This is a genomic window from Paraeggerthella sp. Marseille-Q4926, from assembly GCF_916618935.1.
In the GTDB taxonomy this organism is placed as follows: Bacteria; Actinomycetota; Coriobacteriia; order Coriobacteriales; family Eggerthellaceae; genus Paraeggerthella; species Paraeggerthella hominis.
Map to the genome: position 1 here is coordinate 528,517 of NZ_CAKAKF010000003.1, position 18,873 is coordinate 547,389.

General features: G+C 61.9%; 14 protein-coding genes and 1 pseudogene. 4 read left to right on the plus strand and 11 right to left on the minus strand.

Features of this window, described 5'->3' with window-relative positions; genetic code table 11:
• Window positions 1-133: 133 nt before the first annotated feature.
• On the plus strand, window positions 134-1,024 hold the full coding sequence (locus tag LG373_RS07595; RefSeq protein ID WP_225749435.1) for a LysR family transcriptional regulator: 891 nt from the start codon (window positions 134-136) through the stop codon (window positions 1,022-1,024).
• Here the strand turns inward: LG373_RS07595 and LG373_RS07600 are convergent.
• Window positions 1,021-2,388, minus strand: coding sequence for a putative manganese-dependent inorganic diphosphatase (locus LG373_RS07600; protein ID WP_225749436.1), 1,368 nt, complete (start codon window positions 2,386-2,388; stop codon window positions 1,021-1,023). The genes LG373_RS07595 and LG373_RS07600 overlap by 4 nt on opposite strands.
• Window positions 2,389-2,617: 229 nt before the next feature.
• Between LG373_RS07600 and sdaAA the strand changes: the two genes are divergently transcribed.
• Window positions 2,618-4,267 (plus strand): L-serine ammonia-lyase, iron-sulfur-dependent, subunit alpha, encoded by a 1,650-nt coding sequence (sdaAA, locus tag LG373_RS07605; protein WP_216529472.1) that lies wholly within the window; start codon window positions 2,618-2,620, stop codon window positions 4,265-4,267.
• 94 nt (window positions 4,268-4,361) lie between these two features.
• On the opposite strand, the gene LG373_RS07610 is transcribed toward sdaAA, so the two are convergent.
• The 9 genes and pseudogenes from LG373_RS07610 to LG373_RS12315 all read right to left on the minus strand — a co-directional run.
• Window positions 4,362-5,216 (minus strand): DegV family protein, encoded by an 855-nt coding sequence (locus tag LG373_RS07610; RefSeq protein ID WP_216529473.1) that lies wholly within the window; start codon window positions 5,214-5,216, stop codon window positions 4,362-4,364.
• A gap of 235 nt (window positions 5,217-5,451) precedes the next feature.
• Window positions 5,452-7,803, minus strand: a complete 2,352-nt coding sequence (locus tag LG373_RS07615) for an ATP-dependent helicase (protein WP_216529474.1) — start codon at window positions 7,801-7,803, stop codon at window positions 5,452-5,454.
• A gap of 206 nt (window positions 7,804-8,009) precedes the next feature.
• Window positions 8,010-9,740: a Na/Pi cotransporter family protein gene (locus LG373_RS07620; RefSeq protein ID WP_216529475.1), complete on the minus strand. Its 1,731-nt coding sequence runs from the start codon at window positions 9,738-9,740 to the stop codon at window positions 8,010-8,012.
• Window positions 9,741-10,297: 557 nt separating this feature from the next.
• On the minus strand, window positions 10,298-11,098 hold the full coding sequence (gene aroF, locus LG373_RS07625; RefSeq protein WP_225749437.1) for a 3-deoxy-7-phosphoheptulonate synthase: 801 nt from the start codon (window positions 11,096-11,098) through the stop codon (window positions 10,298-10,300).
• A complete protein-coding gene (locus LG373_RS07630) occupies window positions 11,095-11,376 on the minus strand; it encodes a chorismate mutase (protein ID WP_225749438.1) in 282 nt (93 codons plus the stop codon). Before LG373_RS07630 ends, aroF begins: the two co-directional genes overlap by 4 nt.
• Window positions 11,377-11,553: 177 nt before the next feature.
• The gene (locus tag LG373_RS07635; protein WP_216529476.1) at window positions 11,554-12,489 is read right to left on the minus strand and encodes an undecaprenyl-diphosphate phosphatase; all 936 of its coding nucleotides are present in this window, start codon (window positions 12,487-12,489) and stop codon (window positions 11,554-11,556) included.
• Between the two features lie 66 nt (window positions 12,490-12,555).
• The gene (locus LG373_RS07640) at window positions 12,556-12,924 is read right to left on the minus strand and encodes a propionyl-CoA carboxylase subunit beta (protein WP_225749439.1); all 369 of its coding nucleotides are present in this window, start codon (window positions 12,922-12,924) and stop codon (window positions 12,556-12,558) included.
• Window positions 12,925-13,047: 123 nt separating this feature from the next.
• Window positions 13,048-13,734 carry a restriction endonuclease gene (locus tag LG373_RS07645; protein WP_225749562.1) on the minus strand — a complete coding sequence of 229 codons (687 nt, stop codon included), beginning with the start codon at window positions 13,732-13,734 and terminating at the stop codon, window positions 13,048-13,050.
• A 12-nt stretch (window positions 13,735-13,746) separates the two neighbouring features.
• Window positions 13,747-14,001: pseudogene (locus LG373_RS12315) on the minus strand (winged helix-turn-helix domain-containing protein); the annotation flags it as partial.
• 266 nt (window positions 14,002-14,267) lie between these two features.
• Between LG373_RS12315 and guaA the strand changes: the two are divergent.
• Together guaA and LG373_RS07660 are read left to right on the plus strand one after the other, a co-directional pair.
• Complete coding sequence (gene guaA, locus LG373_RS07655; protein WP_225749440.1) at window positions 14,268-15,863, plus strand: glutamine-hydrolyzing GMP synthase; 1,596 nt, start codon at window positions 14,268-14,270, stop codon at window positions 15,861-15,863.
• 438 nt (window positions 15,864-16,301) lie between these two features.
• Window positions 16,302-17,594: an IS256 family transposase gene (locus LG373_RS07660; RefSeq protein ID WP_225749441.1), complete on the plus strand. Its 1,293-nt coding sequence runs from the start codon at window positions 16,302-16,304 to the stop codon at window positions 17,592-17,594.
• A 122-nt stretch (window positions 17,595-17,716) separates the two neighbouring features.
• Here the strand turns inward: LG373_RS07660 and LG373_RS07665 are convergent, their stop codons facing one another.
• The gene (locus LG373_RS07665) at window positions 17,717-18,826 is read right to left on the minus strand and encodes a hypothetical protein (RefSeq protein WP_225749442.1); all 1,110 of its coding nucleotides are present in this window, start codon (window positions 18,824-18,826) and stop codon (window positions 17,717-17,719) included.
• Window positions 18,827-18,873: the final 47 nt, after the last annotated feature.

Here is an 18,873-nt window from a genome sequence, read left to right on the forward strand (position 1 = left end):
TACGCGCGGCCTTTCCAGTCGCGCTCGCGCTTGCATTCCGACGGTAACGGTATACCCACGCCCCTTCTGCGTCCAATATATTGATTATACTGAATTCATAATGCTGAACGTATGAATGAAGGCGGGGACTCTCATGGAGCTACAGCAACTGCGCTACTTTCACGAGGTGGCGCGCAGCGAGCATATTACGAATAGCGCCAAGAAGCTCCATGTGGCGCAACCAGCGCTCACGCAGACCATTCACCGGCTGGAGCAGGAGCTGGGCGTAAAGCTGCTCGAACGAGCGGGACGAGGCGTGCGCCTGACCGCGTGCGGACGCGCGCTCGACGAGCGCATCAGGCCGGTGCTGGCCGCCCTCGACTCCATTCCCGACGAACTCGCCGAGGTGTCCGGTCGCGAGAACGCCACGGTGCGACTGTCGATCTTGTCGGCCTCGGGCCTGGTGGTGGACGCGATAGCAGCATGGCGGTCCCAGCATCCCGACACGCGATTCGTGATCACCCAGCAAGAAGCTCAGGAGCATTGGGACATACGACTGAGCACCGAAGGAGTGAATCGACCACATGGATCGACCTCCTTGCACGTGGAGCCGCCGCGCCTGTACCGCGAGCGCATTGGAATAGCAGTTCCCATCGAGCGGGCGGGACAAGGGCCCATCGACCTGGCCGATCTGGCCGAAGATCCTTTCATCTGCCTGGCGGGCAGCCGGGCGTTTCGGGAGGCATGCGACCGTCTATGCGCCGAAGCGGGATTCCGCCCCAGCGTGGCGTTCGAAAGCGACGGCCCGGAAGTGGTCAGGAACATGATCGGCCTGGGACTGGGCGTGGGGTTTTGGCCCGAGCGCAGCTGGGGAGCGCTCGGGGACGGCAACGCGCGCCTGGAGCCGCTTTCCGACGATCGCTTCGTGCGCACCATCAAGCTGGAGACGGCGCACCCCCTTCGAGAAGAAGCCGCGGCATTCCACGGCTTCTTGGCAACGTATTTCGATGAGCGTTGGCGGGAAGCTTCCCCGCTTGACGGCTAGGCGCCGAGGATCTTGGCGGCCACCTGCTTTTTGCGGCTGAGCACGCCGGGCATCCACGTGCCGCCTTCGCCCGTGCAGTTGATGCCGAACACGCGGTTCACGATGCGGCGGTTGCCCTCGCACATGAACTGGCTGCCCTCCGCCACGATGTCGGTGACCAGCAGCAGCACGAACTCGTAGCCGTGATCGTCGCGCAGCTGGCGCATGTGATCGCGAATTTCCTGCTCGCGCTTCATAACGGCCGGCAGGTCGACGGTCTCGTGCTGGGCGATGAGAACCGTGGCGTCGCCGATCTGGAATTCCTTGGCATCGGCGCCCACCAGCTTGTCGACCGGCATGTCGTCCTCGCCGCCGCGGCACTTGAACACGGCCAGTCCGAACTCGGTCGGATCGACGCCCGCGATGTCGGCCAGGTACTTCACCTGCTCGCGATCCACGTCGGTGGTCGTAGGCGACTTGAGAATGACCGTGTCGGTCATGACGGCGGACAGCAGCACGCTTGCGATGGACGCGGGTATCTCCACGCCGTAGCGACGGAATTCCAGGGTGACGATGGTGGCGGTCGATCCCACGGGCAGGTTGAGGAACTGGATGGGGTTGACCGTCATGACGTCGGCAATGCGATGGTGGTCGATGATCTCCACCACGTCGGCCTCCTCGATGCCGTTCGCCGCCTGGCGCGTCTCGTTATGGTCCACGAGCACCACCTTGCGACGGGGACGCACGGCCACGTCGGAGCGCGTGACGATGCCGATGGCCACGTCGTTGTCGTCGAGCACGACGGCTTCGCGCAAAGCGCTGGACATGAGGTCTTCGATGGCCTCCTTGAGAAGCCCTTCCTTGTCCAGAACCAGCACGTCGGTTTCGGTCATGTCGGCCACCTTCTGGCCGAGCGACGCGATAAGGTCGCCGGCAACGGCCATTTCGTTCGCGCCGCCCTCCTCCAGGGCGTCGGTAGCGGCGATGTAGCGCTCGGCGATCATGCGCGTGGTGATGAGACCGCGGTACGTGCCGTCGTCGTTGGTGACCACCAGCGCGCGCACGTTGTGCTGGCGCAGCAGGCGACCAGCCTCAAGCAAGGTTGCATCATGGCCGATGGAAATAGGGTTCGGCGTCATGACGTCGGCCACGCGCGCATGCACGTGGGCAACCACCTCGGGGGCCTGCAGGCCGTTGCGCTCCAGGATCCAGGCGCTCTCAGGCGGCATGGGGCCCAAACGGGCGGGGACGTACACGCGCTTCGGATCGGCATCGCCCGAAGCGCGCTTCTCCAATTCGTTCTTGAGATACGCGTACCCGACGGCCGCGCTGATGGAATCGTTGTCAGGATTCTTATGGCCCACGACGATGATGGGTGCCGGCATTGTTCGCTCCTTTACCGTGAGGCCCTTCCGCGCGTGCGGGACCTCTGCTCTCCGCCCAGTGATGTGCTCGGGATCAAAACGCCCGATTATGACCAGTTCAGTATAGCGTTGAAGCTTGAAGCGCAAGCCCCTACGGGCTTTTCGTCGTTAAAACTCACGAAAGTGCGGGTAAAACGATGCCCTATGCGCTACCATGGCGGCGACGAACGCAACGCGAAGGAGGACGAGCATGGCGACGCTCGGCTTAACCGACATCATCGGCCCCATCATGGTAGGACCCTCGAGCTCCCATACGGCGGGAGCTTTGCGCATCGCGTTCATGGCGCGCCGGCTCTGCCTTGCCGAACCGAGAAGCGTCGAGTTTCGTCTGCTGGGATCGTTCGCGCACACTCTGACCGGGCACGGCACCGACAAGGCGCTCGTGGCGGGCATGCTGGGCCTGGCAACCGACGACCTGCGCATACGCGATTCGTTCGAGCTGGCCGAACAGGCGGGACTCTCGTTTCGCTTCACGACCCTGCCCGACGCCGACGACTACGAGCACCCCAACACCATCGACATTCTCATACAGGACGCCGCCGGCAACAAGATGAGCGTGCGCGGCGAAAGCGTGGGCGGCGGGGCGGCGGTCATCCGTCGCATCGACGGCATCGACGTGTACGTGACCGGCGAAAGCACGAGCATCGTCGTGCGCCAACGCGACGTGGCCGGCGTGCTGGCGCATATCGCACAAAGCCTGAGCGAACGCGGCGTGAACATCGCCACCACGCGCATGTATCGCGAGCGGCGCGGAGACACAGCCTACACCGTTCTCGAAACCGACCAAGACGTGGACGTTGCGGCAAAAGCGGCCATAGAAAGCAACCCGGCCATCTACGATGTGCGCATCATTCCCGGCGACGCGGGCAGCGCGGCTCCATGTGCCGGCGCCGGCGACGAAGGATGCAGCGCGCAGCAGAGCGCTGAAGCGCTCGATCGCGCACTTCAGCGATTCGCGGATCTCGACTTCGCATCGGGCTCGGATCTGCTTACCTGGTGCGAAACGAACGGCGCATCGCTTTCGGAAGCCTTTTTGGCTCGCGAGGCAGCTCTAGCAGCCAGCTTAGGGCAGGCCGATACATCAAAATGCTATCTTGACCTGGCGCTCTCCGTTATGAAGCGCGCTGCAACGCAGCCCGTTCGCGAAACGCTGCCCTCGATGGGAGGTCTCCTTGGCGGCGAAGCGCGCAAGCTGACCGATCTGCGCGCCCGCGGCGAAGCGCTCTGCGACGACCAGCTTTCCGCCGCCATGACCTACGCTATGGCCGTACTGGAAACGAACGCGTCCATGGGCCGCATCGTAGCAGCCCCCACGGCGGGCTCGGCGGGCGTGCTGCCCGGCGTGCTGCTTGCCCTGCAGGATTCCAAGGGCTTCGCCGATGAAGACCTGGCGCGCGGCATAGCGACCGCGGCGGCCATCGGATACCTGATCACGCGCAACGCAACGGTATCGGGCGCAGAGGGAGGCTGCCAGGCGGAGATCGGGTCGGCGGCGGCAATGGCAGCCGCAGCTGCAGTGGAGCTTGCAGGAGGCACGCCCGCCCAGTGCCTGAACGCAGCGGGCAACGCGCTCACGAACATGATGGGGCTTGTGTGCGACCCGGTTGCGGGCCTGGTGGAAGTACCCTGCCAGAAGCGCAACGCATCCGGAGCCGCCACGGCGCTCGTCAGCGCGCAGATCGCGCTGGCCGGCATTGGCAACCTGGTCGATTTCGACCAAACCGTGGCCGTCATGGACAAAGTGGGGCGTTCCCTGCCCTTCGAACTGCGAGAGAGCGCCCTTGGCGGCATAGCCGCGGCGCCGGCCGCTTGCGCCTGGTGCGCACAGTGCGGAGCCTGACAACGCGCCAGCGCAAAGGCGAACGGCACTAAACGAAGGGCGGGGCCGCTATCTCGCCGGCCCCGCCCCTTTATCTCGTTCGCATCGTCGAACCCTAGCCCATTGCGAGGTCGGGGAACGCCTTCAGATCGATGGATTGAATGGCGATGCACGCCGGACCGCCCTGCGTGATGAACGCCGGACCCAAATCGTAGACGCCGAAACGGCAACCGGAGAACGCGGCCTTCAAGCGATCCATGGCCCAACCAGCACCTTCGGGATTGTCCGCATGGCTCACGCTGATAAAATGGCCTTCGCCGACTCCGCGCTTTTCAAGCTCGGCAACTACCGCCTCAACGCCCTTCTTGAAGCTGCGGGCAATAGCCAAGCGCTCCAAGCGGGTGCCATCATCGGTTTGGCACATGACCGGAGCCGCTTTCACCAGATGCGCGAACTTCGCAGCCAGCGGCGTCAAGCGACCCCCACGACGCAGGTACTCGAAATCCTCCGGCAAAAGAAACGAGTGGGCGCTCGCGATCATGGGGCGCAGGCGCTCGATCACGTCAGCTGCATGCTCGCACCGCTTCGCCAGCTCCACGGCGGCCAGCGCCAGCGCACGATGGGGCGCGCACAGCGTTGCCGAATTCACCACGTGCACGCGCTCGGGGTGCGGAGCCTGCTTCGCCAATCCGTGCGCCACGCCGTACGCGCCGGACAGACCGTCGGCCATGGTGATGTGCAGCACCTCTTCTTCGGTGTCGTATGCTTCGAGCGTCAAATGCGGCGGAGGACAGGAGCTTTGCGGCATCGCGCCGGCACGCACGCGCGCGAGGAAGTCCTCGGTTGTGATCTCCTCGTATTCAAGCCACGTCTCGTTGTCGATGGTCACTGCAAGCGGCAGAATCTTCATACCGCGCGCTGCACCCTGCTCGATAGAGTACATGACGGAGGAATCGGCTACGATCCTCATGGGGGTCCCCTTCTCTCGTATATCAACCCTGCCTGCACTGAGGAATTCACTTAGCGCTACAGGAGTATTTTCATAATGACGGGCAAGGAAACCGATGGCAAGTAAAAATGTGAATTATGCACAGCTACACCGAAACTCGCACATCAGACGCATCATCTGCACGCGCTTAATGCGCAGCGCCCGCCGCGTTGCTCGGCGGGCGCTGCATGCACGGGCTTTTCCGGAAGGCCGCTCGCTACCCGTTCAATTTGACGATAGGCGCGTAGTCCTTCAGGAGCTTCTTCGTCTGACCCGTTTTGGCGAACTTGATGTAGAGCGTGTCGCCGTCCACCTTCGTCACCTTGCCGCGGCCGAACGTCTTGTGGTCCACGGTGTCGCCGACCGCAAACGTCATTTTGGCCGCAGACTTCTTCTCGGCACCGGGGCGCACGTACGAGGAGGCTACGCGGCTCGTGCGCGCATCCGAGCGACCCGCCGAGCCCGACGCGCTCGAGCGACCGAACACGCGACCGCCGCCCGCCTCGGTCCCCGACCCGGCGATGCCCTTGCGGCTGCCGCGCTTCTCCCAGCCCGTTCCGCTGAAGCCGGCCGAGCCCACGCCCGTGGTCTGGCGTAGCTCCATAGGGATCTCCTGGATGAAGCGCGAAACGGGGTTCGACGAGGTCTGGCCGAAGATCTGACGCGCGTAGGCGCAGGTGAGGAACAGCTTCTTGCGGGCGCGCGTGATGGCAACGTAGGCAAGGCGGCGCTCCTCCTCGATGCCGGCGGCGTCGTTCACGCTGTTCATGTGCGGGAACAGCGTTTCCTCCATGCCCGCCACGAACACGCAGTCGAACTCCAGGCCCTTCGACGAGTGCACCGTCATGAGCGTGACCGCCATGCCGTCTTCGGCCACGGTGTCCAAATCCGTGCGCAGGCGCACCCACTCGATGAAGTCGGCCAACGAGTCGCCGCGCAGCACGCGCACGGGAGCCGCTTCAGCGTCCTCGCCGGCGGTGGGGGCGGCGTATTCGGCATCCTCTTCGTCGTGCGTGTCCACGAACTCGTCCACAACGCCCAAGAATTCCTTGATGTTCTCGATGCGGCCGATAGCCTCGTCGGTGCCTTCGGCCTGAAGGGCAGCGATGAGGCCGCTCTTGTCGATGACGGCCTCGATGACCTTGCGCAGGTCGCCGCCGTACGATTGCGCCTCCTTGATAAGGCCCACGAACCCGCCGATGGCCTGGCGCGTGGCCGCGCGCAGCTCCGGATCCACGATGGCAAGCTCGGCCGCGTCTATGAACGTCATGTCCATCTCGCGCGCGAACTGCTCGATGCGCTCGATGCTGGCCTTGCCCACGCCGCGGCGCGGCACGTTGATCACGCGCTTGGCCGCGATGTCGTCGGCCGGGTTCACGATGAGCGTGAGGTAGGCCATGACGTCGCGGATCTCCGCGCGATCGAAGAAGCGCGTGCCGCCGACGATGCGGTACGGCACGCCGGCGCGCAGCAGCATATCTTCCAGCATACGGGACTGGGCGTTGGTGCGGTAGAACACGGCCATCTGGTTGTACGTCAAGCCGCGTGCGCGCTGCTTCTCGATTTCGCCGGCCACCCAGCGGCCCTCGTCGCGTTCGTCGGACGCCATGTACACCTGGATCTTGTCGCCCTCTTCGGCATCCGTGAACAGCTTTTTCGCCTTGCGGTGCTGGTTGTTGGCGATAACGGCGTTCGCAGCCGCCAAAACGTTACCGACGCTGCGGTAGTTCTGCTCCAACTTCACCGTGTGCGCGTTCGGGTAGTCCTGCTCGAACTCAAGGATGTTGCGGATGTCGGCGCCGCGCCAGCTGTAAATGGACTGGTCGTCGTCGCCCACCACCATGATGTTCTTGTGCTTCGCGGCCAAAAGCCCCGTGATGGCGTACTGGGCGTGGTTCGTGTCCTGATACTCGTCCACCATGATGTAACGGAATCGATCCTGGTAGGCGTCCAGCACGTCCGCGTGGTTCTTCAGCAGCAGGAACGCGTACAGCAGCAGGTCGTCGAAGTCGAACGCGTTCGCGGCTTTGAGGCGCTCCTGCAGCTTCGTGTAGACGCGCGCCGCCACCTTCCCCACCGGGTCGCTGGCCTGCTTCTCGAACTCGGCGGGCACCACCAGCTCGTTTTTAGCCGTGGAGATGCGGTTCATGAGCGCGTTGATCGGGAAGCGCTTCGGGTCGATGTCGAGCTCGGCCATGATCTCTTTGTACAGGCGCTTCTGATCGTCCACATCGTAGATGGTGAAGTTCTTGGTGAAGCCCAGCTTTTCCGCGTCCGCGCGCAGGATGCGCACGCACATGCTGTGGAACGTGGCCACCCACATGCCGCGGCTGCGCGGGCCTACCAGGCCGGTCAGGCGTTCGCGCATCTCGGCGGCCGCCTTGTTCGTGAACGTGATGGCCAGGATCTCCCAGGGGGCAACGCCGAGGTTCTCGATCAGGTTCGCGATGCGGTACGTCAGCACGCGCGTCTTGCCGGACCCGGCGCCGGCCAGCACCAAAAGCGGCCCGTCGGTGGTCACGACCGCTTCGCGCTGCGGTCCGTTCAGGGTTTCGATATCGATTGGCATGTGAGCAGTCTCCTTGGCATGGAGGTGAAATGAGCCTTCGTATTCTACCCCTTTTCCCTAAGGCGCCCAAGCAAACGCGCGCAATCTGCGCAAGGAGGACGGGGCGAGCTGCCGGGGGTTGCCGAGGGTTGGCGGGAGCCGTCGAGGGTCGAGGCATCGAGGGTCGCGCCGTCGATGCCTCGGCCGCCTCGCCGCAGGCGCGCGCTCTAGGCGAGCGCCTCCACGAGCTCGCCGGATCCGCCGCCGCGCGAATCCGTGCGATCGGCTCCCAGCGAGTCACCCCACATGGACAGCTCGGCCCCATGCTCTACCAGGTTGGAGCATTCGTTGCCCGCGCGCTCAAGGCACAGCAGCAGCTGGTTGTACACCGCCTTGTTCTCAGGGGCGCACTGCTGGCTGCTGACCCGGCGGAAGTGGTCCTTGCGCGCTTTGCTCTGGCGCTTGATGATCTGGCGACGACGTTCGTCGAGCACGCGCTCCGACGCCACGTCCTGATCGCTCAGGAACTGCAGGACCGCGCCGTACATCTCGGCCACCATGGCCGCGCTCTCGCCCAGCTCTTGGCGCGCCTCGTCCGAGAATTGCTTCTTGGACGACAAGCGCTCGCTGTAAAGCGCGGACACTTCCCCGCAGCGCGCACCGATGCGCCCCACCGCGTCCACGATGAACATGAGGTCGGAAATCTCGGCCGCTTGCTTTTCACTGGTCGCGCCAGCCGACAAAAGCTCCACCGCGTAGTTCGCAAGCTCGGTTTCCGCAGCCTCCACCGTTGCGCAATCGGCCTTGAGCGCCTTGAGCGCGGCTGCATCCTTGTTCGCGATGGCCTCGGGCAACGCCGTCAGCATGTCGCGCACTTTCTCACAATACTTCTGCAGCTCTTCACCGAACATCCTGATGGCGAACACCGGCTGACCGACGATCTTGTCGTCCAGGTTCACGAGGGCGCCCTGGTCGTGGGCACCGGCCTTGCCGGGCACCAAAAACGTGACGATCTTCACCATCACCCCGATGAACGGCAACCACAGCAGCGTGCACACGACGTTGAACGTGGTGTGCGCGTTCGCGATTTGGCGCGCGATGACGTCCAGCTCGGGACCGGGCGTCAGGAACTGCACGAACTGCACGATCACGGGAACGAACCAGATGAACACCAGCGCGCCTGAAATATTGAACACGCTGTGCGCCACCGCCGTGCGCTTCGCGTCGCGCGATTGCCCGATCGAAGCCAACAACGCGGTAATGGTGGTGCCGATGTTGTCGCCCAGCAGGATGGGAATGGAGCCCGCAAGGCCCAACACGCTGGTCACGCCGTCGGGACCGGCCTGCGAGGCGAAGCTTTGCAGCACGGCGATGGTGGCGCTGGAGCTTTGCACCACAAGCGTCATCACCGTGCCAACCACCACGCCGAGCGCGGGGATGTCCTTCACCTGCTCGATCATGGCCAGAAACACTTCGCTTTGCGCAAGCGGCTTCATGACGGCGCCCATGGTGTCGATGCCCACGAACAGCAAGCCGAACGCGAACACGGTCTGGCCGATGTTCTTGATGCGCTCGTCTTTCGCGATGAACCACACGATGAAGCCCACGAACACGATGAGCCAAATGTAGTCGCTCAGCTTGAAGGCCATGAGCTGCGCGGTCATCGTGGTGCCGATGTTGGCGCCGAAGATGACGGCGATGGCTTGGCGCATGGTCATAAGGCGGGCGCTCACGAATCCGATGGCCATGACCGTGGTGGCGCTGGAGCTTTGCAGCACGGCGGTGGCTACCGCGCCGGCCAGCACGCCGAGCACGGGATTCGAGGTGAGCAGGGAAAGGATGGACTTCATTTTGGCGCCTGCGGCTTTTTGCAGGCCCTCGGACATCATGTTCATGCCGAACAGGAACACGGCCAGTCCGCCCAGCAGGCCGAACACGGTTTCCATCGGAGCGTTCACGCGGGACTCCCCTTCGCATCATCGGTTACAAGCGTCAATGCACGCGAAGCGAAAGGATACCGGGCGAACGGTAAGGCCATTGTCAAGGGAATGTAAAGTTCAGGTAAAGTTTTTACAATTGGGCGGGCGAAGGGGGCGGGTGCCATGCCGCAAGGAGCATGGCTCGGCGAGCAAGGGGCGCGCCGACGGCAGGACGGGTCGGCGGCGGGGCGGCGGGGCGGCAGAGGGCGGCTTGCTTGGTGCACAATTCTTGCCGCAATGTTGCGCTCGAGCGCATGGCGAGACCCGTTCGCCGGCAACGGGCATTCGCGACCAGGCAAAACGCACGGTCATATTGAGGTCAGCTTCTCGGTTTGCCCCTCGAACGCAACATTGGGGACAAAACTGTGCGCGAGGAGGGGTGTAACGCTCCCCCCGCACTCGACCCCCTGCCCATTCGCCCGAACAACGCGGAAGCGAGCGGCCCCTTCGGCGGAAACGAACGGGCCCTTCGGCAGGAGCGTCGAAGGGCCCGGATCCAACATCGAAACGCTTTGCCGTTTTCTGACGGCGAAGCGCTACACGATCTTCTTCCCGAACACGGCCGCGATCTCGCGCAGTTCGGCGATAAGGTCCCTGAACTGGGACGGGGTCAGCTGCTGCGGGCCGTCGGACAGAGCCGCCGGCGGATTGGGGTGCACCTCGATCATGATGGAGTCGCAGCCCACTGCCACGGCGGCCTTCGCCAGCGGCGGCACCAGGTCGCGCACGCCCGCCGGATGCGAAACGTCCACGCACACCGGATACAGGCTCTGCTTGTGCACGACCGGCACGGCCGAGATGTCCAGCGTGAAGCGCGTGGCCGTTTCGAACGTGCGCAGGCCGCGCTCGCACAGCACCACGTTGTCGTTGCCTTCCATGGTGATGTAGTCGGTTGCCGACAGCCACTCGGAAATGGTGCCCGCGAAGCCGCGCTTGAACAGCACCATCTTGTGGGAGTCCTTCGTCACCTGGCCGATGTTCTTCAGCAGGCTGAAGTTCTGGAAGTTGCGCGCGCCCACCTGCAGGCCGTCCACGTAGGAGTGAACCATCTCGCAGTGCGCGGAGTCCATGACCTCGGTCAGGGTTTTCAGGCCGTACTTTTGCCCGGCATCCTGCATGATCTTGAGGGCTTCCTCGCCCAGGCCCTGAAACGAATGCGGGTTCGTGCGCGGCTTGAACGCGCCGCCGCGAATCCAGGTGAGGCCCAGATCGGCGATGCATTCAGCCACTTCTTCGAACTGTTCTTTGCTCTCGACGGAGCACGGTCCGGCGAAGATGGTGATCTCGTCGGATCGAGTGCCGTAATCCGGCAGTTTGGTTGCTATCTGTTCGTTCATACCGACGGGGTCTCCTTCATCACCTTAAGAATGCTGGCATAGATCTCACGCAGGTTCTCGTTGTACAGGGGACCCTCGTTATAGCTGTTCAGTTTCGCGAAGATCTCCTCTTCGCGCCGCGGATCGTACAGGCCCAGATGAGCACCGGGCTTGAGACCGCGAATGACCAGCGAATGACCGGCGCGCTTGTTGAGCAGCGCGACGATCTGACGATCAATCTCGTCGATCTTGGCACGATGTTCTTGGATCTCCGCGAAGGAGTTGTTCTCTTCAGACATCGGCTTTCCTCTCATGACTCTTATGCGGTAACGAGCATGGCCCTTGGCGCCCGGCGGGCGGCCGGCCCTCGTGTGGTTCAGTATGATAGCAAAAGCGACGGGCCAGAACGGCCCGCCGCGTCAATATTTGCTAGGAAGTTCCTGGGTGAATGGCCAGTGCGGCCGACGGGCGTCGCCTTACGGCAGCATGCCCATGGACTCGAAGGCGAAGTAGCCCAGCACCAGCACGCCCACGACGATGCGGTACCAGCCGAACACCGTGAAGTCGTTTTTCTTGATGTAGCCCATGAGGAACTTGATGGAAACGACCGACATCACGAACGCGGACACGATGCCCACGATCAGGACCACGATTTCCACCTGCGTCATGACCAAGCCGGCCACGAAGAACTTGAGGGCTTTCACCAGGCCCCATCCGAACATGATGGGAATGGCCAGGAAGAACGTGAACTCGGCCGCCGCGGTGCGCGAGCAGCCCGACAGCATGCCGCCGATGATGGTGGCGCCGGAGCGGCTGGTGCCCGGGATGATGGCCAGAACCTGGAAGCAGCCGATCTTGAGCGCGGTCTTCCAGTCGATGTCGTCGACGTTGGTGATCTTGAAGACGGACGCCTCGGCCTCTTCGGCGAGGTCGGTCTGCGAAGCGCGCGCATGGCGGCCGCGCGGCGCCTCCAGCGCGGCTTCGGCCTCGCGCAAGCGACGGCGGTTGCGGCGCTCGAGCACGATGAACACGATGCCGTACAGGATGAGCATGGCGGCGACGGTCACTTTGTTGTAGAAGTGCTCATTCACCCAGTCGTCGAACAGGATGCCGATGATGGCCGCGGGGATGCAGCCGATGGCGACCATGCCCCACAGGCGCCACGTGCTTTTCTTCTCGACCGAGGTTTTCTTCGGCGAGAAGGGGTTCAGCTTGTGGAAGTACAGGATGAGCACCGCCAGGATAGCGCCCAGCTGGATAACCACCAGAAACAGCGCCAGGAACGCATCGGACACTTGCAGCTTCACGAATTCGTCCACCAGGATCATGTGGCCGGTAGACGAGATGGGCAGCCATTCGGTGATGCCCTCGACGATGCCGATGAGCAGGGATTTCAATGCTTCGATGATCATGCGTGCAGTACCTCTGATTGCTTTCGGGTCGAATAGATGCGCGCGGGCGTTGGCCGCGCCTGGTTGCTAGCGCCGGCGTTGGTGGTGATCCTGCAACGCCGCGATGGCCAGCAGCGCGACCGACAGGCACAACCCCATGAGAACGAACTGGGGAAGCTCCTGACCGAGCGCCATGGTGGCAAGCGCGACGAGCGCTATGACGAGCGCGGCGAGCTTGCACAGGTAGGAGATGCGATCGTTGAACGAGGCATGCAGATCGCGACGATGCCGGTCGGCGTCGGGGCGCTCCCCTGTTTGCGGCGAGGCCGCCTGGGGCTCGGGCTCTCCCGTCGCGCCAGGTGCGTCCTTCGCTTCCGCAGACGCGGACGCAGGCGCAAGCGCAGACGCGGACGCAGGCTCGTCCAGCGTCGATATGTCGTCTCGCACGTTCTCCATGGCAGGGATTGTACCCGAGGATGAGCGTCGGGGTCGAAGAAAACAAACAGGCCCCATGAACCGGAACAAGCAAAGAAGGCGGAACTTCGCCGGCTGTCTCGCAACCGGTGGGCAGACCGGCACCTACAAGTCGGCGTTAAAGTAATCCGAGTCGATCTCCTTCACTTGGAACACCTTGCGCGTGTACACTCCCAGATCACGCTCTATCATCATGCGCACAAGCTGCTCTCCATCAATAAGCGCGATTTTCGCGTGAACGCATCGCTCGGCGCATTCGACGGCTCCTGCCGAAAATCGCGACGTCGTCACGAACACGCCCTTGCTCACGCCATTCAATGCGCCGATGAACGCCTGAATCTCCGGACGCTGCACGTTGTTGCCCTTAGAGTAACGCTTCGCCTGAACGAACACGCGGTCGAAGCCGAGGCTGTCCTTGTAGATTTTTCCATCAATGCCTCCATCGTGGCGATAGGGCGTGCGCGCGCCCTGTCCATACCCCAGTCGCTCCATCAGGTCGACCACCAGCTGCTCGAAGAATTCGGGGCTTCTATCCAAAATGGTAACCAGAAGTTCCTGCTTCAACTGAGCATCGATCTCTTGATGCGCAGCGGTCATGATTTCGAACGGGGGCTGCGCAAGAGCCTCCGATGGCGCAACTTCCCCTTCCCCAAGATTCGAGCAGTCCGTCGCAACCGAAATGCCGCCATCCGACGCCTCGCCTGCTTCAGGAGCAGAAAAGCCTTCTCTTTTGACGCGGGACGCCTCGGCAATGACTTGACGACCGAGCGTTTCGCCGTCAATGCCGGACAAAAGAGCCGATCGTCCTTTTTCGGACAAAGAATATACCCCACGCGTAACGCGTTCCAGATATCCCGCGGCAGACAAGTTCGACACAGCCCAGTCCGCGCGACTTTGGTATACCGGAACACCACTTGAGGTAAGCAGGGCGCGCTCGCTAGCAGAAAGTTTGCAGACATCGGCCAAGTAAGCCTTCGCCTCCACTCGACCAGCTTCTTCAACAGCAGCAAAGAACTCGAGCACCGGCTTATGCGTTTCATACTGAGACGGAATGGGCATGTCAACCGCTTTCCACTAGAGAGGCCTTCTTGTTTGCGCTTCAGCATTGTACGCCATGATGCGGGCATGCAGGGTTCGCATCATCAACTGAAAGGCCCCTGCCCCGACGAGGCGCAAAATGGCGTCTTCGTGCAAACTACGTGGGGAATCCCCAGCGGAAACATACTGGAAACGCAGGGCGGGAGGGGTTTCGTGTAAGATTGGCGGCGAACGAAGGCAAGGCGGGCGCGCCCGGTCCCGCGCCGCCCGCGCAAAAAGGAGCGAACATGACCACAGCATCATCCGACCAGAAGGTTATCGTCGTCGATTTCGGCGCGCAATACGGGCAGCTGATCGCCCGCCGCGTGCGCGATCTGGGCGTGTACTCGGAAATCGTCCCGTGCGACATCGCCGCCGCCGAAGTGCGCGAAATGAAGCCGGCGGCCATCATTTTGTCGGGCGGCCCGGCCAGCGTGTACGCCGAAGACGCACCGTCCATCGACCCTGAGATCTTCGAGCTGGGAATTCCGGTGCTGGGCTTTTGCTACGGGCAGCAGATCATGGCCGTGACGTTGGGCGGCACCGTGGGCCATACGGAAAAGGGCGAGTACGGCGCGGCCGAGCTTGTGCGCTGCGACGCGGGCGCATCGCGGCTGTACGGCGAGACGCCGGCCGAGCAAACGGTGTGGATGAGCCACCGCGACGCGGTTTCGCACGTGCCCGCAGGGTTCACGGTGACAGCGAAGACCGAGACGTGCCCCGTAGCTTCGATGGAATGCGCCGAGCGCAGGTTGTACGCGACGCAGTTCCATCCCGAGGTACGCCACACGCCGCACGGCGACGAGCTGCTGAGGAACTTCCTGTTCGGCATTTGCGAACTGGAGCGAAACTGGACCATGGACTCCATCATCGACGACGCGGTGGAGGCCATCCGCGCGCAGGTGGGCGACGCCCGCGTGATCCTGGGCCTTTCGGGCGGCGTGGACTCCTCCGTGGTGGCCGCGCTGTGCGCGCGGGCTATCGGCAAGCAGCTGACCTGCGTGTTCGTGAACCACGGCCTGCTTCGCAAGGACGAGCCCGAAGAGGTGGAGGCCGTGTTCACGAAGCAGTTCGACGTGGATTTCGTGCACGTGCACGCCGAGGATCGCTACGCGGCGCTGCTGGCCGACGTGGTGGATCCCGAGGAGAAGCGCACGATCATCGGCACCGAGTTCTGGAAGGTGTTCTTCGACGAGGCGCAGAAACTGGACGGCGTGAGGTTTTTGGCGCAGGGCACCATTTACCCTGACATCATAGAGAGCGGCGCGCGCAAAACCGGCGGCAAGGCGAGCACCATCAAGAGCCACCACAACCTGATCCCCTTCCCCGAAGGCGTGCATTTCGACCTGATCGAGCCTTTGGACCACTTCTTCAAGGACGAGGTGCGCGCGCTGGGCACGGCGCTGGGACTGCCCGATCACATCGTACATCGCCAGCCGTTCCCGGGACCGGGCCTGGCCATCCGCATCATCGGCACGGTGACGCGCGAGAAGCTGGCCATCCTGAAGGAGGCGGACGCCATCGTGCGCGAGGAGCTGGACGCGTACAACGTTGCTGTGTTCGAGCAGACCGGCGAGCGCAACGGCGAAGGCAGCGTGTGGCAGTACTTCGCGGTGCTGCCCGACATCAAGAGCGTCGGCGTGATGGGCGATGAGCGCACGTACGGCTACCCCGTGATCCTGCGCGCCGTGGAGTCGAGCGACGCGATGACCGCCGACTGGGCGAAGCTGCCCTACGAGGTGCTGGCGCGCGTGAGCGGCCGCATCGTGGCCGAGGTGCCGGGCGTGAACCGTATGGCGTACGACATCACGAGCAAGCCGCCGGCGACGATCGAGTGGGAGTAATCGCAGCACATTATCGTGCGGTTGATTATTTAGCTTCATATGTCTTCTAGTGGCTTGTGGTACCCAACTGTTTTGGCTGATTAACCCGCAAGCCACTAGAATGCTTAACTAACTAATATGGACAGCGACGTGACTTTGACGACAAGAATCGCTGGTAGGGATAACTTTCTTGCCTGTTGGGAATGGCGGAAGGCTTATGCATCACGATAAAGTGCTGATAAAAGAATTCGACTATTGCCTGAGAGATAGGTAGCGTCACTTGGAGTACGACCGATTTTGTTTAGCTGATTTTTACAAAGCCGAATAACGTCATAACGACGTCAGAATCGCGTCCCGAAAGTTGGTGTAACGGACGTTTCGCAGGCCGAATAGTCGCGGCATGAGAAACGGCCATCGCTAGAATCGTTTATTGCGAAGTAAACCGATTCGAGAAAGGCGATGACCGCAATGGACACTTTACCAGCCTCGACCCCGGCCGTGCCCGAGATTCCCAGATTCGACGACGGCATGGTCAACATAAACGAGCTCGTCAGAACGCTCGCCGAGGCGCTCGCGAACGAGACCATGGACGCGCAGGCCGAGGACGCCTGCGCCGACGACAACCAGAGAAACGGCTACCGGGAGCGCCGGCTCCTCACCAGCGTGGGGCGCATAACCCTGCGCATCCCCAAGCCCAGGCGCGGCAGCTACTTCCCGGAGGACCTCATCGAGCGCTACAGCCGCGTCGACCGCGCCGTGGTGGCCGCGGTGTCCGAGATGGTGACGAGCGGGGTCTCCACCAGCAAGGTGGAGCGGGTGGCCCGCGCGCTCGGCGTCGACCGGATGAGCTCCAGCCAGGTGTCGCGCATCTGCGAGTCGCTGGACTCCGCCGTGGCCGACCTGCAGGGGCGGGATCTCGGGGCGGCGCGCTTCCCGTACCTGTGGATAGACGCGACCTACCTCAAGTGCCGCGACGGCGGCCACATCTCGAGCTGCGCGGTGGTCACGGCCATAGGGGCCGCCGACACGGGGCACAGGACGCTTCTGGGCCTGGGGGCGGTCGACACCGAGGACTACGCCTCGTGGCGCTCCTTCCTGCTGTCGCTGCGCGAGCGCGGGATCTCCGGGGTCCTCTGCGCCACCTCCGACGCCCACGCGGGCCCCAGGCGCGCCATCGGCGAGGTGTTCCCCGGGGCCGCCCGGCAGCGCTGCATCGTGCACCTGGAGCGCGACGTCTGCGCTCTCGCCCGCAACAGGCGCGAGCGGCGGCTGATCGGGGCCGTCCTCAAGGCGGTGTTCGCGGAGTCCGACCCCGCGCTCGTGCGCGAGCTGTACCACCTGGCGATCGACGAGATCGGCGCGGCCAACGCCGCGGCCGGGGAGCTTCTGGAGGAGGCCGAGGCCGACGCGCTGGCCTACCTGGACTTCCCGCCGGCGCACCGCCGGCGCCTGCGGACCAACAACGTGCAGGAGCGGATGAACCGCGAGATAAAGCGGCGCGCCCGCGTGGTGCAGGTGTTCCCGTCGAGGAAATCCCTGATCAGGCTCGTAGGCGCGGTGCTCTCCGAGATGGACGAGGACTGGGCGTCGAGACGCTGGTTCACGGAGGAGTCGATATCCGAGGCCTACGAGGACGGGAGCCGCCGGAAGCCGGCTCCCCCTGCGGCCTACGAGGGCACGCCGGCGGAGCACGCGGCGCGCATCATCTCGCTCGTAATGGCCGACGAGGGCGCTTCCAGGAAGGCGGCGTAGCGATGGTGTAGAATGGGGGCCGATTCCAGGGATGGTTCGATCTGCTCGGACGGCCTCCGGCCGCCCTCGCGGATCGAACCGCTACACCAACATTGGGGACACGATCGACGTCAGTCGACAATCTATAAATCGATGAGTTTTTGCAAGAAGTTTTGAGCTCCTTCGATCTCGATTATGTTGCGATCGTTTTCAAGGATTAGGTCGAGTTGGTTCCCATCTAGCTGAGTTACACCTCTTGAATTTCTACCAGCCCAGTGATGCTGAACTCTTGTTGCGGCTAGCATTTTTTTATCAAATATTGAGATTAAGCGCGTTTTGATGGTATTGGTTTCACCGATACCGATGAGGAAGAACAAATAGACTGTCTTGGGCTTTGATAGGAAACCGAGCAGTTTATCAATGTTGTACGCTTTTGGAGCGCTCTGAAAGAATAATACCTTTGTTTTTATATCAGTTTCAGTCCAGTACTTTTCATAGACCTTAGAATAATCTCCTAACTTTTGATCAGTCTTGATTGATAGCCTCACGCCGTCTTCTAGGCTCTGCTTAATTGGGTTAATGATTTCGGGATCATCTGAAGTAATTAGCTCTTCGATGACGCGACCTCTTAGATTCACGTTATCAATTAATGAAGCAACCGCAATGGCATCTTTCACTGAAGCTACTCTTCGATTTAAATCGTCTCTTAAGTCTACATATTCGGGCGACTCTAAAAACTCTTTTGCTCGTGTTGGCGAAGATATGAGAGTGCTTAATGCGTCGCCCTCAACAACAAGTTTTCTTTTATTGGGAGAGATGTTGTTGGTTGACTCGACTAGCCGTTCCACATTTTCTTCCCATGTATATGCTTGATGAATTGCGAATAGCCTCTCAAAATTACATGGCTCATTTGGTATTCCGTCATATTCCTTCAGAATGTCAGATCCATTGAAGGATCCTTTAATATTATCAACTCGAAGCTCATGAGATGAATGACTTATCTTTTTTAGAAAAGTGGAATTCGCTAAATAACATTCATTCCCATATGGAGTAATTAAAAGAGCAATAAAGGGCTTGTCGTCGTATTTTTTAAGCGCTGAAAGCGACAATACGGTATTAGAAAATGATTTAGATTTGGAGGTAGAAACTCTAAGCGCAAATTCGTCACAATAATAGACGCTGCGATCTTTAATCAAATTGAATTTTGATTTAAGTCTTTCGATTACCTGCTCTTTTTGCAAATCATTAGCCATCTTTGCGGACTCGTCGGTCAGAAGAGTGACGACTTCGTAATTATATA

Bases quoted from the DNA above. Each gene is read 5' to 3' on its own strand.
- LG373_RS07595 (WP_225749435.1), top strand. From the start codon at position 134: ATGGAGCTACAGCAACTGCGCTACTTTCACGAGGTGGCGCGCAGCGAG.
- LG373_RS07600 (WP_225749436.1), bottom strand. From the start codon at position 2,388: ATGCCGGCACCCATCATCGTCGTGGGCCATAAGAATCCTGACAACGAT.
- sdaAA (WP_216529472.1), top strand. From the start codon at position 2,618: ATGGCGACGCTCGGCTTAACCGACATCATCGGCCCCATCATGGTAGGA.
- LG373_RS07610 (WP_216529473.1), bottom strand. From the start codon at position 5,216: ATGAGGATCGTAGCCGATTCCTCCGTCATGTACTCTATCGAGCAGGGT.
- LG373_RS07615 (WP_216529474.1), bottom strand. From the start codon at position 7,803: ATGCCAATCGATATCGAAACCCTGAACGGACCGCAGCGCGAAGCGGTC.
- aroF (WP_225749437.1), bottom strand. From the start codon at position 11,098: ATGAACGAACAGATAGCAACCAAACTGCCGGATTACGGCACTCGATCC.
- LG373_RS07630 (WP_225749438.1), bottom strand. From the start codon at position 11,376: ATGTCTGAAGAGAACAACTCCTTCGCGGAGATCCAAGAACATCGTGCC.
- LG373_RS07635 (WP_216529476.1), bottom strand. From the start codon at position 12,489: ATGATCATCGAAGCATTGAAATCCCTGCTCATCGGCATCGTCGAGGGC.
- LG373_RS07640 (WP_225749439.1), bottom strand. From the start codon at position 12,924: ATGGAGAACGTGCGAGACGACATATCGACGCTGGACGAGCCTGCGTCC.
- guaA (WP_225749440.1), top strand. From the start codon at position 14,268: ATGACCACAGCATCATCCGACCAGAAGGTTATCGTCGTCGATTTCGGC.
- LG373_RS07660 (WP_225749441.1), top strand. From the start codon at position 16,302: ATGACCGCAATGGACACTTTACCAGCCTCGACCCCGGCCGTGCCCGAG.
- LG373_RS07665 (WP_225749442.1), bottom strand. From the start codon at position 18,826: ATGGCTAATGATTTGCAAAAAGAGCAGGTAATCGAAAGACTTAAATCA.